General features: G+C 73.9%; 12 protein-coding genes. 5 read left to right on the top strand and 7 right to left on the bottom strand.

Going from position 1 to position 15,837, the window contains the following annotated elements; genetic code table 11:
- Positions 1 to 48 precede the first annotated feature (48 nt).
- From O7620_RS19780 to O7620_RS19765, 4 genes are all read left to right on the top strand, one after another.
- A complete protein-coding gene (locus tag O7620_RS19780; protein ID WP_278124347.1) occupies positions 49 to 3,639 on the top strand; it encodes a nitrate- and nitrite sensing domain-containing protein in 3,591 nt (1,196 codons plus the stop codon).
- Positions 3,636 to 4,040, top strand: coding sequence for a roadblock/LC7 domain-containing protein (locus tag O7620_RS19775; RefSeq protein WP_007455462.1), 405 nt, complete (start codon positions 3,636 to 3,638; stop codon positions 4,038 to 4,040). Before O7620_RS19780 ends, O7620_RS19775 begins: the two co-directional genes overlap by 4 nt.
- A 98-nt stretch (positions 4,041 to 4,138) precedes the next feature.
- On the top strand, positions 4,139 to 4,516 hold the full coding sequence (locus O7620_RS19770) for a DUF742 domain-containing protein (RefSeq protein WP_030329021.1): 378 nt from the start codon (positions 4,139 to 4,141) through the stop codon (positions 4,514 to 4,516).
- Position 4,517: 1 nt separating this feature from the next.
- Positions 4,518 to 5,111: an ATP/GTP-binding protein gene (locus tag O7620_RS19765; protein ID WP_007455465.1), complete on the top strand. Its 594-nt coding sequence runs from the start codon at positions 4,518 to 4,520 to the stop codon at positions 5,109 to 5,111.
- Between the two features lie 211 nt (positions 5,112 to 5,322).
- On the opposite strand, the gene O7620_RS19760 is transcribed toward O7620_RS19765, so the two are convergent.
- A complete protein-coding gene (locus O7620_RS19760; protein WP_278127063.1) occupies positions 5,323 to 7,767 on the bottom strand; it encodes a transposase in 2,445 nt (814 codons plus the stop codon).
- 39 nt (positions 7,768 to 7,806) lie between these two features.
- The gene (locus tag O7620_RS19755; protein WP_278124345.1) at positions 7,807 to 8,763 is read right to left on the bottom strand and encodes a DNA primase; all 957 of its coding nucleotides are present in this window, start codon (positions 8,761 to 8,763) and stop codon (positions 7,807 to 7,809) included.
- A gap of 161 nt (positions 8,764 to 8,924) precedes the next feature.
- On the opposite strand from O7620_RS19755, the gene O7620_RS19750 reads away from it, so the two are divergent.
- Positions 8,925 to 9,266 (top strand): helix-turn-helix transcriptional regulator, encoded by a 342-nt coding sequence (locus O7620_RS19750; protein ID WP_278124343.1) that lies wholly within the window; start codon positions 8,925 to 8,927, stop codon positions 9,264 to 9,266.
- Positions 9,267 to 9,294: 28 nt separating this feature from the next.
- On the opposite strand, the gene O7620_RS19745 is transcribed toward O7620_RS19750, so the two are convergent.
- From O7620_RS19745 to O7620_RS19725, 5 genes are all read right to left on the bottom strand, one after another.
- Positions 9,295 to 9,969, bottom strand: a complete 675-nt coding sequence (locus tag O7620_RS19745) for a permease prefix domain 1-containing protein (protein ID WP_151492657.1) — start codon at positions 9,967 to 9,969, stop codon at positions 9,295 to 9,297.
- A gap of 67 nt (positions 9,970 to 10,036) precedes the next feature.
- Positions 10,037 to 11,797 (bottom strand): thiol reductant ABC exporter subunit CydC, encoded by a 1,761-nt coding sequence (gene cydC / locus O7620_RS19740; protein ID WP_278124341.1) that lies wholly within the window; start codon positions 11,795 to 11,797, stop codon positions 10,037 to 10,039.
- Entirely contained in the window at positions 11,794 to 13,464 is a 1,671-nt protein-coding gene (cydD, locus tag O7620_RS19735) for a thiol reductant ABC exporter subunit CydD (RefSeq protein ID WP_278124339.1), read from the bottom strand. The genes cydC and cydD overlap by 4 nt, the downstream gene beginning before the upstream one ends.
- Complete coding sequence (locus O7620_RS19730; protein WP_151492654.1) at positions 13,461 to 14,468, bottom strand: cytochrome d ubiquinol oxidase subunit II; 1,008 nt, start codon at positions 14,466 to 14,468, stop codon at positions 13,461 to 13,463. Before O7620_RS19730 ends, cydD begins: the two co-directional genes overlap by 4 nt.
- 19 nt (positions 14,469 to 14,487) lie before the next feature.
- Positions 14,488 to 15,741 (bottom strand): cytochrome ubiquinol oxidase subunit I, encoded by a 1,254-nt coding sequence (locus tag O7620_RS19725; protein WP_278124338.1) that lies wholly within the window; start codon positions 15,739 to 15,741, stop codon positions 14,488 to 14,490.
- Between the last annotated feature and the right edge of the window lie 96 nt (positions 15,742 to 15,837).

Raw genomic sequence — 15,837 nt, 5'->3', positions numbered from 1 at the left:
GCGTTGCCCGGGGCAACGCGTTCAAGCTGTAATCGCGAGGGCGGTGACGTGAGCAAACGGCCAAAGACGGCGGGCTCCTTCCTGTCGCGGCTGCGCCGGCCGGCCAGCCGGCTCCGGGACATGCCGATCTGGTCCAAGCTCGGTCTCATCATGATCGTGCCGACCATCGCCACGGTCGTCGTGGGCACCAGTGGTCTCGTCGACCACCTGGAAACGCTCAGCAATGCCAACCGAGCTGGCGACCTGGCAAACCTGTCGAGCTATTCGGGCGACCTGGTCGACACGCTGCAGGACGAGCGGACCAGCGCCGTGCTGCTGCTACAGGCGGCCGGGACGCAACCGAAGGCGCAGTACCAGGAGGCGTTCAACCGGGTGAACTCCCGGGTGGACCAGGCGACCGGCCCCTACCGGCAGCAGCGGGCCGAGGTCGAGGACCTGCCGAGCAGCCTGGAGGGGCAGCTCGACGGGATCGACCAGTCCCTGAAGGACCTGCCGGGCGTTCGCAGCCAGGTGTTCGCCGGCAAGCTCAAGCTGACCGAGACCATTCAGGCCTACGAGGGCCTGATCAGCGACCTGCTCGCCATCCGTGACTCGGCCACGCAGCTCGCCGGTGACAGCGACCTGAGCGACCGGATGCGCGCCGCCGCTGCGGTCGCCCGGGAAAAGGAGTTCCTCTCCGTACGCCGGGTCGTCGTCCACCGCGCGCTCGGCGCGCAGCGGATGACCCCGGTGCTGCGTACCGACTACATCGCCAGCGGCACCGGCCAGCAGCAGGCGTTGCAGAGCTTCAAGGCGGTGGCCAGCCCGGACGAGGCGAAGTTCCACGACCAGACGGTCGCCGGTGGTGACCGCCGGGAGGCGCAGAACTACACCGGCTGGATCGACGGCAACACCACCGGGGAGATGCGCGGGGCGCCGTTCGGCCCCGACCAGTGGGAATCCGCGATGACGGCCAACGCCAAGCTGATCCGCGCCGTCGAGACGAAGCTCGACAACGACGTGGTCACCGAGGCCGACAACCTGCGCTCCGACGTCCAACGTCAGGTCTTCCTGGAGACCGGCCTGCTGCTCAGCATGCTGCTGCTGGCCATCCTCTTCGCCTACCTGGTCGCCCGCTCGATGGCTCGCTCGCTGCGTGAGCTGCGCCAGGGCGCCCTGTCCGTCGCCCAGTACGGCCTGCCGCAGGCGGTGGCCCGTCTGCGCGACCCGCAGGTCGTCGGGCAGCTCTCCCCGGTCGAGCTGGCCAACCAGATCGCCGAGCCGCTGCCGGTCCGCAGCAGGGACGAGTTCGGTCAGGTGACCGAGGCGTTCAACGCGGTCCACCTGGAGGCCGTCCGTACGGCCGCCGAGCAGGCCGCGCTGCGCGCCTCCGTCGCCACCATGTTCGTCAACCTGGCCCGCCGTTCCCAGATCCTGGTCGACCGCCTCATCGGGCACCTCGACCGGCTGGAGCGCGGCGAGGAGGACCCGGACCGCCTGGCCGAGCTGTTCCAGCTCGACCACCTGGCCACCCGGATGCGCCGCAACGACGAAAACCTGCTGGTGCTCGCCGGTGCCGACTCCACCCGTGTGCAACGCGAGCCGGCCGCCCTCATCGACGTGCTGCGCGCCGCGCAGTCCGAGGTCGAGCACTACACCCGGATCGAGTTCGGGGTCATCGACCGCGACATCGAGGTCGCCGCGCACGCGGTCAACGACCTGGTGCACCTCGTCGCCGAGCTGTTCGACAACGCCACCGCGTTCTCGCCGCCCGACTCGCAGGTGATGGTCGAGGCCCGTCGGGTCGGCGACCGCGCCTCGCTCTACGTCGAGGACCGCGGTATCGGAATCAGCCGCGAGCAGTTGCAGGACCTCAACGAGCGGCTGGCGACGCCGCCGCAGGTGGACGTGGCCGTCTCCCGGATGATGGGCCTGGTCGTGGTCGCCCGACTGGCGTCCCGGCACGGGGTCCGGGTCGAGCTGCGTCCGGGTGCCGACCGGGGCACGGTCGCGGACGTGACGCTGCCCACCTCGGTGCTGGTGCCCCGGGCGCTCTCCGGCCGGGTGCAGCAGCCTCCGGCCCTGCCCGCAGCCGGCGGCGGCGCACAGAACGGTGCGCCCATTCCCGCCTTCGGCGCGCTGCCCGCGCTGGGCAACGGCCCCCGCCCGAGCGAGTCCGGCAACCAGGTCACCCTGGGCGGCCGGCCGTTCGACCCGGCGCCGCGCAACGGTGCCGGCACTCCCGCCAACTCGGGTGGTTACCGCTCGATGCCGGCGTGGTCCGACCTGACCGGCGCGGCCGGGACGAACGGCGTCAACGGCGGCGACGGGTTCACGCCTCGGCCGGCCAACGGCCAGCCGATCGACCCGCTGCCGCAGCGCCGGGCGGGCGACGAGCCCTCCACGACCGGCCCGCAACAGGCCATCCCGCGGCAGCTGCCCAGCAGCCCGGAGGCACACCCGTACTCGGTGCCGCCGGTCTCCTCGCAGCCGTACTCCGGTGCGCCGGTGTCCGCCTCGCCGGCCTCGGGTCAGCCGTACTCCGGCCAGCCCTACTCGGGTGCGCCGTACGGCGGTGCGCCGGTGTCCGCCGTCCCGGCCTCCGGTCAGCCGTACGCCGGTCCGCCGGTGTCGGCGTCCCCGGTGTCGGCGTCGCCGTACTCCGGGCAGCCGTACTCGGCGCCGCCGGCCGCCGGCCAGTCGTTCAGCGGCTTCGTGCCCCGTTCCGCCCCGCCCGCCCAGGCGGCCAGCGCACCTCCGGCCCAGGCGCCCAGCGCTCCCGCACCCCCGGCCTGGCCGCCGGTGCCAGGTGGCGACCGGGAGACGGCGACCCCGCCGGTGCCCGAGCGGCTCGCCGCCGCCCTGGACATGACGACGGAGCTGCCGCGGGTGCCCCGCCCCGGCGAGCCGCCGGCCGCCGAGGCCCAGCCGCCGGCACCGGCTCCGGCCCCTGCCGCCCCGCAGAGCCGGCCGGCACCGCAGCAGCCGCAGGCCCAGAACCGGCAGCGGTACGCGGACGAGACGATGGAGCTGCCGATCTTCCGGGAGCTCGAGTCGGCCTGGTTCCGTACCCGACGTCCCGGTCCCGAGGAGGCGGCAGCCGCCAAGCCGGCGAACGGCGGCGCCGCGACCCAGCAGTTCGCCACGGTCGAGGCGGGCGCTCCGGCAGTCCACAAGACACCACCCGGAACGACAGGTAACACACCGATGGCAGACACTCCGACGGCCGGAGGAGCGCCGCGGGACAACGGGTCGACAGCGAACGGGGGCACCCGCCCCAGCCTCGCCGAGAGCCTGCCGAACCGCCGGCCCCAACAGCAGACCAACGGCTGGCAGACCGCCGCCGACGACGGCTGGCGTGCCGCCTCGGCAGCGGCCAGCGCGGCGCCGGTGGCCGAGACCACCACGACCGGTCTGCCGAAGCGCAAGCCGATGGCGCAGCTTGTGCCGGGTGCGGTGGAGAAGCCCACCACCTCGGTCCAGCGGCGCTCCCCGGAGGCGGTCCGTGGCCTGCTCTCCGCCTACCACCGGGGCGTGCAGCGAGGGCGTAGCACCTCGGACAACCCGACCAGCCCGGAGGAGACTCCGGGAGGGCAGCAATCCTCGCAGTCTGGCTCAGGCCCAGCGGCCGGGAGCGGGCAGAAGGAGCAAGAAGGATGACAACTACGCAGGATCTTGGTTGGCTGCTGGCCAACTTCGCCGACCGGGTGCCGGGTGTCGCACACGCGGTCGCGGTCTCGGCGGACGGCCTGCTTCTCGCGTCGTCGCGGGACCTGCCACGGGACCGGGCCGACCAGCTCGCCGCGATCGCGTCCGGTCTGGTCAGCCTGACCCAGGGAGCGGCTCGCTGCTTCGAGGGAGGCGCTGTGCTGCAGACCGTCGTGGAGATGGACAATGGCTTCCTGTTCCTGATGTCCATCTCGGACGGTTCGTCCTTCGCCGTGCTGGCCGCCCGCAGCTCCGACGTGGGCCAGGTCGGCTACGAGATGGCACTGCTGGTCGACCGGGTGGGCGACGCGCTGACCCCGCAGCCGCGTGCGGCCGCGGGCATGCTGGGCTGACGCCTGGCCGACCGTGAGGTCGGCGAAACTGCAACGACAACAACGACGAGTTTCACCGGTGGGAGCCGGTATCGGGTACGAAGGAGGTGAGCGGCGACATGGCCGATCGTGACGAGCCGACCGGAGCGTTGGTCCGTCCATACGCCGTGACCCGTGGTCGTACCCGTCCCCGGCTTGACATCGCGCTGGAGGCGCTCGTCGAGACGACGGTGCGCGGCCGCGCCGCTGCCAATGGCAACGGCGGCCAGGGCCGCGAACACCAGTACATCGCCGCGCTGTGTGACGGACGCGTGCAATCGCTCGCCGAGATCGCGGCGCGGATGCAGCTCCCGCTCGGTGTGGCCCGGGTGCTCATCGCCGACATGGCGACGGACGGCCTGGTCGCGGTCCACGAGCCGACCATCCTGGACGACTCCGACGACGCGGTGGGCACTGAACTGCTGGAGAGGGTGCTGAGTGGACTTCGCAGGCTCTGACATGTCGCACCGCCCGCCGAATCCGAGCGGCCGCGTGACGTCGGCGAAGATCGTTATCGCCGGTGGGTTCGGCGTCGGTAAGACGACGCTGGTCGGCTCGGTCTCGGAGATCACGCCGCTGACCACCGAGGCCATCATGACCTCGGCCGGCGTGGGCGTCGACGACACCCGGCAGGTGCCGGGCAAGACGACGACCACCGTGGCCATGGACTTCGGCCGGATCTCGATCGACCGTGACCTGATCCTGTACCTGTTCGGTACGCCGGGTCAGACCCGGTTCTGGTTCATGTGGGACGAACTGGTCCGGGGTGCCATCGGCGCGGTGGTGCTGGTGGACACTCGCCGGCTGGCGGACTGCTTCGCGGCGATCGACTTCTTCGAGCACCGGCGGCTGCCGTACCTGGTGGCCATCAACTGCTTCGACGGGATGCAGTACCACGATCCGCAGGACGTCCGGGACGCCTTGGCGATCTCCAGTGACGTTCCGGTCGTGGCCTGCGACGCCCGTAACCGGGAGTCGACGAAGCACGTGCTGATCTCGCTGGTCGAGTACGTGCTCACCATGCGCCGTACGCGCGCCGTCGCCCCGGCCTGACCGGGACGGTTTCACACCCGGTGGTGGCTCCGGCCGCCACCGGGTGCCACACACTGCCCAGCGTCGACCGCGCCGGCCGTCTCCCCGACGGTCGGCGCGGACTCGTGCGCGGCCCTCTCTCCCGGGTAGCTCCCGCCGCCGGTCCCGTCTACGAATCGCGCCCCCAGTCAGCCGACTGGGGGCGCGATTGTCGCGTGTGGAGTGAGACCGGTCAGGACTGGTAGCCGGCGGAGCGGTACTCGTACTCCCGGTCGTCGTCGCGGTCACCGTGGTCGCGGCTGAAGTCCCAGCCGCCGGCGGCCTCACGACCCGGCCGGCCGCCCACCGCGAACCCGCCGATCTCCTGCCCACGGCGCCAGCCGCGGAAGTACCCGGTGGTGTTCTCCGCGAGGCTCGCCGCGTCTCGCACTATCCGCAGTGGACGCTCCTCGCGCAGCGGGGAACCGGGGACCAGGTTGGCCTGCGGCACCCGCTTCGGCAGCCCGGCGTTGGTCTCCGCGCCCACCGCCGGGCGGGCCGCCTGCTCGGCTGCCTGCCACCCGGTGTCGGCCGTGGTCGACCAGTCCAGGTCGGACTCCTCGGTCTGCCCGACGAACCAGGCCGACTTCGCCTGCGCGAAAATCAGCAGGTCGCCGTCGCCCTCGTCGGCCACCGGCGGAGGCCGATGCTCGACCGGCGGCGGGGGCCGGTGCTCGACCGGCGGCGGAGGCCGGTGCTCGGCGGCACGCTCGACGCGCGGCACGGGACGGCCGCCGCGAGCTGCCTGCTCCCGGTCGACCAGCCGCAGCGGTGGCGTCTCCAGGTGCGGGTCGCTGGGCGGGTTGATGCCCTCGCGCAGCGCCCGGTCGGCCAGCGGCGGCGGCTCCACCAGCCGCAGCATGGGCGGCTCCTGCGGCAGGTCGTCCGCCAGCCAGGGCGGGGTCACCCGGCCGTCGGCCCGACCCGGGTCGGTCGGGGCGTCGATGCCGCGGCCACCACCGTACGGGTAGGCGACCGGGTTGTTCGCCGAGCTGTCGCTCGGGTCCTCCGGGTTGTTGACCAGCGGCCAGTTGGCCCGCGATCCCGGTGGCGCCGACTCCTGACCAGGTCGTGGCGTCGGCACGGGGATGCTCAGGTCGGTGGCGCTGAACCCGCCGGTGGGGGCCTCGTCGATCGGCCGCTGCTGGTGGCTCGGCCGGGGCTCGCCGTTGGTCTTGGGACGGGGCGGGATGACCGTGCGCTGCCGCTCGGCCCGCGCGTGATTGATCGCGGCGGTGGTCAGCGTCGGGCGGAACGGCTCGCCCGCCTCGGCCGGCGGTACCGTGCCACGTTGCGCCGGCGCGATGGGGGTGATCCCCGGGGGCGGAGGCGGTGGCGAGGAGACCGGCCGGTTGGTCGGGCCGTCGATCCGGCTCGGGGCGGGTTCGCCGCGTACCGGCAGTGCGGACACCGGCGGGCCGGCGACGGCGGCCGGAGCCACCGGCGCGGGTGCGACCGGCGGTGGGGTGACCGGGGCCGGGGCGACCGGCGGCGGACCGAGCGGGCGGGGCGTGGCCAGCGGAGCGCTGCCCGGGGCGGGCTCGGGACGGCTGCGTCGGCCCATGGTGGGTGCCGGCTCAGCGGCGGCCGGCGTCGGTCGGACCGCGCGCAGGCCGGCGCCGGTGTTGCTCAGGCCGGCGGCGGTGTGACTCAGGCCGTTGGCGGTCAGCTCGCCGACGGTCTCGCCTCGCCGGGCGGCGGCGCGTCGCCCGGGGGCCGGGGCGGGTGTGCTCGCGCGGGAGCTGAGCGCGCTCACCAGCGCCTCGCAGCCGGCATCGCAGGCCCGCACCGAGGCGACCGCCTGGCGGACCGTCTCGGCCACCGCGGAGGTGAGCGCCCGGTTCACCGCGGCACGACGGGGTGTCTCGGAGATGGCGACCCGCAGCGCGGTCACCGCATCGTTGATCTCTTCGGCGTCGGCCACCCCGTCCGCGGCGAGGTGCGCGGCGATGGCGTCCGCCGCGACCGACACCTCGCGGCCCCGGGCGACGGTGCCGCCGAGCATGCCCGGCTCGGGCAGGGCGTCCAGCACCGCCAGGGAGACCGGCTCGGCCGGGTCCGGGTACGCGCGCAGCGCGGCCGGGTACAACTCACGCAGCACCTCGCGCAGCGCCACGGCGGCAGAGTGCCGACCACTGGCCAGCGCGGCGTGCGCGGCGAGCACCTGCTTGTAGCCGGCGAGATCCCGAGGTGCGGGGAGGGTGACCGCGGAGAGTGCGCCCGCCTGTAACGCGCGGGCCAGGCCGACGGCACGTCGTTCGGCCGGCGGTGACTGCATCTCCTCCAGTGAGTCGTCGTCGGCGAAGCGTTCAGCGAAGTCGTCCACCGAGTCGTCGTCGGCGATCGCCAGAGGTCGACCTGCCGCGCTCAACAGCGAGGTGACCGTGTGGTCGTCGCTGTCGGCGGCGATGGCCGCACCGCTCGGCCCGCCCGACCGCTCCACGAGCAGCGCGACGAGCTGGGCGTAGCCAGCGGCGTCGTCGCCGATCTCGCTGACATGCAGCAGACGGCCTGCGTCGTCGACCACAGCGGACGTCAGCGTCGAACCGGCGGAGGCCGGTCGGTCAGCCGGATCCGCCGAGGCCAGACCGCAGTACACGCGCACGAGCGCCACGGCGTCGTCCTCCTCCCGGGACAGGTCTTTCCTCTGCCAGCAACTGATGCTCCCCGGTACGGGTCAGTCGCGCCAGTCCACGACCGCAGAGATCTTGCCGACAATGGTGCGCCAGCCCAAACTCGCGGTCTGTGCCCCGATCTTCTTCAGCCGCCGACGGCCCATGAAACCGCCGATCCCGCCGTTGACGGTCGAGCGCAGGGCCTCGTCCAGGTTGTCGAGGCTGGAGCCTGCGGACAGCATGTCGAGTACCGCAGGCAGCCGCAACGCGTACGACAGGTCACGCGCGACCTCACCGGCCTCGATCAGCAGCGTCGAATCCCAGGCGTCGTGCCCGCCGCGCAGGTTCTCCACCACGAGGTCGAGCTCGTACGTGTCCTCGTCGAGCGGAGCGATGTCGGCCGGCTCCACCCGTTCGGACAATTCATTCCAGCTGTCCAGTTGGGACAGATCGTTGGGCGCGCCGGATCGGATGAAACTGACCAACGACTCGGGGGTCTTGAACAGCAGCAGCTTGCCCCGGTGGCTGAGGAAGACCGGCACCTCCTCGTCGTCCGACTCGTCCGTGGCGGCCTCGTCGTCCGCCTCGTCGTCGGCGTCGGAGGTCGCGTCGGCGTCCCGGCGGCGCGACGGCTCGTCCTCGTCGCTTTCGGCGAACTCCTCGGCCAGCTCCTCGTCGAGGATGACGACGGTCTCGTCGTCCTCCTCCTCGATCACCTGACGGCGCGCGAGGAACGGGTCGTCCTGGTCGCGCTCGGTCACGTCGGTCGGGGTCAGCTCCCCCGCCGGCCGGTACGCGCGCAGCGTGAAACCGGTGCCGGCGGGCAGGGCGATCTCCACCGGGTCGATCCGCAGCTCGTCCCAGAGCGTCCGGTCGGCCGGGGCGGACGCGCTGCCGGTCTCCTCGACGTCATCTGGCTCGGCCGCGCCGGTGGTGTCGTCGAGCTCGGGCTCGTCGGCGTCGGGCCGTTGGGGCGACTGGCGGGCCACGCTGACCTCCGTGTGCTTCGGGTTGCCCACCCGCCGGCGTCTCGGTCCGGCGAGTGACTCTGGGCACATACCCTAGTCGGCTGCTCGGGAAGACCGGAGCCCGCACCCCGGTGGCGGCACCCCGCACCCGGTCGGGCCTGCGGATCGCGGCCGCTGGCGGACCGGCCGTCGAACAAGTAGCGTAGCTACACATGAAGGCCCAGGCGCTGCACGGCCACCTCGACGCCCTGCTGCTCGCCGTTCTCGAACAGGGCGCGCTGCACGGCTACGCCATCATCGAGGCACTGCGCGCGCGCAGCGACGGCAACCTCGACCTGCCCACCGGCACCATCTATCCGGCGCTGCGGCGGCTGGAGCGGGCCGGGCACGTGGCGAGCACGTGGAGCACCGTCAACGGTCGGGAGCGACGGACGTACCAGCTCACCGACGCCGGCCGGCGGGCGCTGGCCGGGGAGCGCGCCGGTTGGCACGAGTTCCAGTCGACCGTCGGCCGCTTCCTCGACCCGGGCAGCCCATCCGGCAGCCCGGCCTGAGCTCGCATCCGCCCGTGGGCGGCACCTCTCAGCGCGCGGTGGCCAGCATCCACCCGCGCGCCGCGCGGGCCAGCGAGAAGTAGGCCGCGCCGGCCACCGTCACACCGATGAGCATCGGTGGCCAGCTCAGCGCCGCGTCCCAGAGGCCGAGTGACCAGGTGAAGAGGGCACCGCCGGCCACCATGCCCAGGGCCAGCGCAGCGGTCAGGCCGGCGCCCACCGCGCGCTGCGCGACGGCCAGGCCCGGCCGGGACGTACGGGCGCTCGCCGTGACCACCAGCAGACCGGCCACGGACAGCAGCAGCGCGCCCATCCAGATCCAGTCGACCGAGTTGGCGAGCAGCAGGTAGACGGCCGGTGGGCGGGGGCCGTCGCTCCAGCTCGCCCCCCGCCAGGTCAGGTCGCCGGCGGCCACCCCGACCCCGGCGATCGCGAGCATCCGCAGGGCGAACCCGCGCAGCGCGGCCATCGCCAGCTCGGCCTGCCAGGAGGGCAGCAGCTGCGCCGGCGAGCCGAACTCGGCTACCGCGCGGCGCTGCGCCTCGGTCGGTGGCACCCCGCTCTCGCGGTACGCCTCGACGGCGTCCAGCAGCCCGTGCCGGGCCTCGGTCAGCAGGTCGGTCTTCAGGCGCGCAGGGCCCTGCAACCGGGCGGCCAGCTCCCGCAGGTGCTCGTCGACCAACACGTCCTCACAGCGCGGCATGGCACCACCCTGCCACGACTTCGGCGCGCCGACGTCCGGGGGAACCCTGGTCCGTCCCCGAGCCGGGTCAGGGGGCGAGCGCCAGGTACCCGCGTTCGGCCGCCTCCTGCAGCAGCCACTGGTCCCGGTACCAGCCGGGGGTGGCAACCAGGTCGCCGTGCCGGCCACGTTGGATCACCCGCCCGCCGTCGAGGACGACGATCTCGTCCAGCTCGGCCAGCCCGCTGAGCCGGTGGCTGATCAGCAGCACCGAGTGCCCGGCGGGGGTGGCGGCGAGGGCGGACGCGAGCACGGCGTCCGCGGCGGTCGGATCCAGCCCTTCGGTGGGCTCGTCGAGCACCAGCACGGGCGGCGCGGCGAGCAACGCCCGGGCGAGCGCGAGCCGTTGCCGCTGGCCACCGGAGAGCTGGCCACCCTCCTCTCCGACCAGGGTGTCCCAGCCGGCCGGCTGGGCGCGTACCCAGTCCAGCAGGCCGGCGGCGGCGGTGGCCGCGGCCAGCTCGTCGTCGTCCGCCCCGGCACGCCCGAGCAGGAGGTTCTCCCGGACGGTCGCGTGGAAGACGTACGCCTCGGCGAGCAGCCCGCCGACCACTCGGGGCAGCTCCTGCTCGGTGTACGCGGACAGGTCCCGCCCGCCCAGTTCGACCCGGCCGGACGCGGGCCGGACCGCCCCGGTCAGCACGGCGGCCAGGGTGCTCTTGCCGGCGCCGCTCGGGCCGACCACCGCGATTCGTCGACCGGCGGGCAGATCCAGGCTGACGGCGTCCAGGGCGGGCGCGGCGCCGGCCCGGTACCGCACGGTCACCCCGACGAAGCGCAGGTCGTACGGGCCGGCGAGGTCCCCGCCGCCGTCGGCGGGCGGGGGGGTGGGCGCGCCCTCGTCGAGCAGGGCGGCAACCCGGGTCAGGCCGGGCCGCAGCTGGGTCCACTGTCGGGCCGCCGCGACCAGGGCCAGCGCCACCTCGACGGCGGCCAGCGAGCCGACGGCCAGCACACCGACCAGCACCCCCGACACGTCGGCGGCCAGCGCGGCCAGCACCACCACGGCGGCGGTCAGCCCGCCGACCAGCACCCCGGCGGCGTCCACCGCGAACCCGGTCGCGGCCAGCCGGCGTTCCAGCCGGGCCAACCGGCCGGCCCGCTGCTGAGCGGCGTGCAGCGCGGAGTCGGTCGCGCCGAACGCGGCCAGATCGGCAGCGCCGTGGGTGAGGTCGATCGCGTCGGTCGCCAGCGCGCCGCGCAGTGGGGCCACCTCGGCCGCGCTGCGTCGGGTGACCACGACGGCCAGTGCGGGCAGCGCCACTCCGGCGACGAGCAGCCCGACGGCGAGCGCCGCGCCGGCCGGCGGCGAGATCAGCACCGCACCGCCCACGGCCAGCACCCCGACGAGGACCGCCGCCGAGCCGGGCACCAGCACCCGCAACAGCAGGTCCTGGACGGCTTCGACGTCGGAGACCAGCCGGCTCAGCACGTCCCCCGAGCGGTGCCCGGCGGTACGGCGGGCCGCGAGGGTGGCGAACACCCGAGCCCGCACGTCGGTGATCATGCGGAGCACCGCGTCGTGCCCGGCGAGCCGCTCGGTGTAGCGGAACACGCCCCGGCTGATCGCGAGCGCCCGGACCGCGACGATCGCCACGGTGAGCCGGTCCAGGGGCGGCCGGCCGGCGGCGCTCATCAGCAGCCAGGTCGCGGTGGCCATCAGGGCCAGCCCGGCGAACTCGGTGGCGGCGGCGAGCAGCCCCGCGCCGACCAGGCGGCCCAGGTACGGGCGGGCCAGTCGCAGCACCGCCCGTTCGGCGACCCCGCGTCCGGCCGGTGTCGCGTTCATCGGGCCACCTTCGGTGTCGGCGTCAGCTCGGTGACCCGGCCGTCCTCGATGCGCAGGATCCGGTCGGCGTCGGCCAGCAGCGCCGGCCGGTGCGCGACCAGCAGCGCCGTCCGCCCGGTGACCAGTCGGCGGGTGGCGTCGAGCACCACCGCCTCGGAGGCGGTGTCCAGCCGGGCGGTCGGCTCGTCGAGCAGCACCACCGGGGCGTCCCGGAGGAACGCGCGGGCCAGGGCCACCCGTTGCCGCTGACCGCTGGACAGCCCGTGCCCGCGTTCACCGAGCAGCGTGTCCAGGCCGTCGGGCAGGCCGGCGACCACGTCGTCCAGGGCGGCGTCGCGCACCGCCGCGGCAAGCGCCTCGGGCGGCGTGTCCGGCGCGCCGAGCCGGATGTTGTCGGCCAGCGAGGCGGCGAAGAGGTGGGCGCGCTGCGGCACCCAGGCCAGCTGCCGACGCCAGGCGTCGGGGTCGGCGGCGGCGAGGTCCACACCGTCCACGGTGATCCGACCGCTGGTCGGGGTCACGAAGCCGAGCAGCAGGCCGAGCAGTGTGCTCTTGCCGGCGCCGCTGGGCCCGATGACGGCGATCCGTTCGCCGGGTCGGACGGTCAGCGTCACGTCGCGCAGCGCGGTGGTCCGCTCGTACGCCACGGTGACCGACTCGAACCGGATCTCACCGCGCCCGTCCGGGGTGGCCGCGCCCTCGGCCGCCCGGGGTGCGGCGGGCGTGGCCGAGACGGTCAGCGCCTCGTCGAGCGCGGCCAGCCCTTCCATGCTGGCGTGGAAGCGGCTGCCGGCGGCCCGCAGTGGCAGGTACGCCTCCGGGGTGAGCAGCAGCACCAGCAGCGCCGTCTGCAGGGCCAGGCCCCCGCCGAGCAGGCGGATGCCGACCGGCACCGCGACCAGCGCCACCGAGAGGGTGGCGACCAGCTCCAGCACCAGCGCGGACAGGAACGCGATCCGCAGCGTCTTCATGGTGGCGACCCGGTGCCCGTCGGCCATCCGGCGGACCACCTCGGTCTGCGCTCGGGCACGGCCGAACGCGCGCAGCGTGGGCAGCCCGGCGACCATGTCCAGGAAGTGCCCGCCCAGCAGGGACAGCCGACGCCACTGCCGCTCGGTGGCCGCCTGCGCCTGCCAGCCCAGCAGCGCGCCGAAGACCGGGATCAGCGGCAGGGTCAGCGCGATGATGACCGCCGAACTCCAGTCGGCGACGACGATCCGGGCCAGCACGGCCAGCGGCACCGTCACGCTGAGCACCAACTGCGGCAGGTACCCGGTGAAGTACGCGTCCAGCGCGTCCAGCCCACGGCCGGCCAGGGTGGCGAGCTGACCGGCCCGCTGCCCGGCCACCCAACCCGGCCCGTGTCGGCCGACCGCACCGAGCAGGTCGGCCCGCAACGCGGCCTTGACCGTGGCGGCGACCCGCGCCGACACCGTCCCCTGAGCCCAGACCAGCGCCGCCCGGGCGGCGACCGCGACCAGGAACCCGGCCAGCGCCGGCCGGTCCAGTCGCCCGCCGATACCGGTGGCCAGCACCGCCGCCAGCGCCGTGGCCTGCGCCACGATCAGCCCGGCGGCGAGCACGCCGAGCAGGGCGAGCACGGCAAGGTCGCGCCGGGCCGCAGGGACCCGGCGCAGGAGACGCGGGTCGAAGGGACGGCGGTTCACCAGTACACCGGTGCCCTGCCGTCGGTCCGTCCCCGGAAAACCCACCAGCACATTGCCTGGAAGCCTAGTAGGGCCGGCAGCAGCGGCAGCGCCACCCAGCCGAGCAGCCGTAGCGTCGGTGCGCTCGCGGCGGCGTCGGCCACCGTCAGCGAGGCGCCCGGGTCGGTCGTGGACACCAGCACGTAGGGCCACAGGGCCGCGCCGACCAGCGCCACCGGCAATGCCAGTGCCGCGCCGGTGGCGGCCAGGGCCCACCCCGGCCGCCGCCGCGCCAGCGCCGCGCGGGCCGCCAGCAGCGCCGCCGCCAGCAGCACCGGCAGGAGTACGGCCACCGCCGGTCGCTCGACAGCGTCGCGTACCCGGGGGGAAAGCAGGCCCACGACGGTGGCCAGGGCGACCGCGCAGAGCGCCACCGGCACCAGCCGGCGGGCGGTGCGGCCGACCACGGCGGCGTCGGCGACCGGCAGTCGCAGGGTGAGGAAGGTCGCACCGTGCACCGCGACCAGGGCGACCATGGCCAGCCCGGCGGCGGCCGCGAACGGCGTGGCCAGGTGCGACACCCCGGCCACGTGCCCGTCGGCCTGGCGGGGTACGCCCTGCAGGAGCGCGGCGAGCAGCACGCCCCAGCCCAGCGCGGCGAGCGCGCTGCCGACCACCACCATCCGGTCCCAGCGGGCCCGGATCCGCTCGTCGGCCGGCCGGCTGCGCAGCTGCACCCCGGCGGTGACCAGGATGACCCCGACCAGGGCGCCGGCGACCGCCGGATAGCAACCGGACAGCAGTTCGCCCTCCAGCACCGGGAAGGCGCCGAAGAGGATGCCCACGGCGGCCACCAGCCAGACCTCGTTGCCGAGGAAGAACGGGCCGAGCGCGGTGAGGGCGGCGCGCCGCCCGGTGGGTCCACCGCCCCGGGCGAGCAGCAGCCCGACGCCGTAGTCGTAGCCGGCGAGCACCAGGTAGCCGCCGAAGAAGAGGCCGAGCAGGGCGTACCAGGCGAGGTCCACGGTGAGTCTCCTCAGTCGCTCAGGCGAGGGCGGGTTCGGGGTGGGCCGGCTCGCCGGGTGCTGCCGGTGGGCGGCCGAGGGCCGGATCGGCCGCACCGCGTGCCGCGTGGCGGGCGAGCAGCACCCAATTGGTGACGGCGAGGGTGCCGAGCAGCAGGCTGAAGCCGATCAGCGAGGTGAGCATCACCGGTGCGCCGACCGGGGAGACGGCCTGTTCGGTGGGGAGCAGCCCGTACGCCACCCAGGGCTGACGGCCCACCTCACGGGCGATCCAGCCGAGGATCACCGCGATGAACGGCAGGGGCGAAGCGAGCAGGATCAGCCAGAGCGGGAAACGCAGCCGGATGATCCAGTCGCGGAAGAGCAGCGGGAGCAGCAGCCAGACGCAACCGAGGGTGAAGCCGATCAGGATCATGAAGCCCAGCCCGACGCTGGCCAGCACCGGCGGCGCGTAGTCGCCGGGGCCGAACCGCGTGGTCCACTCGGCGATCTGTGCCTGCGCCTCCGGGTTGTTACCGCCGAATTTGGTCGGCTGCACCGAGCCGACCGGGCCGAACTGGGCGAAGCCGAAGCCCTGCACCATCGTGATCGCCAGCGCCGCGGTGACCAGGCCGACCCGCAGCGAGGTGCCGAACAGCACGAAGTCGGGCGTACGCCGGATCAGGTGCCCGGCGCTGACGGCCGCCATGAGCATCCCGCCGACCAGGAGCGCGGCCGACACCACGTGCCCGAACGCCATGCCGAGGCTGGGGTTGGTGAGCAGCGCGCCGAAGTCGGTGAGGTGGGCGATCCCGTCGCGCACCTCGTACCCGACCGGGTGTTGCAGCCAGGAGTTGGCCACCATGATCCAGAACGCCGAGGCGTACGCGGTGATGGCCACACCCCAGAGCAGCGCGAGGTGGACGCCCTTGCGGAGTCGGTGCCATCCGAAGATCCACATGCCGAGGAATGTGGACTCCAGGAAGAACGCCACGAGCGTCTCGATGGCCAGCGGCGCGCCGAAGACGTTGCCGACGTAGCGCGACAGGCCACTCCAGTTCAGCCCGAACTGGAACTCCATCACGATGCCGGTGGCGATGCCGAGCACGTAGTTGATGACGTAGAGCTGGCCCCAGTACCGGGTGAGCCGCTCCCACTTCGGGTTGCCCGTGAGCACCCAGGCGGTCTGCATCCCGACCAGCAGGGTGACCAGCCCGAGCGTGACCACCACGAACAGGAAGTGGATCGAGGTGGTGGTGGCGAACTGCAGGCGGGCGAGGAGCAGGGTGTCCATGGCCGGCCCTCCGTAGGTTGGCATCCTTGTCGTAGTCACCCTACACGTAGCCTGGCTACACGTCATTCTCTACTACATCCTGTAGTAGAGAATGTT

The organism is Micromonospora sp. WMMD710 (genome assembly GCF_029626045.1).
GTDB lineage: Bacteria > Actinomycetota > Actinomycetes > Mycobacteriales > Micromonosporaceae > Micromonospora.
This window is presented reverse-complemented; position numbering and strand designations above follow the sequence as displayed.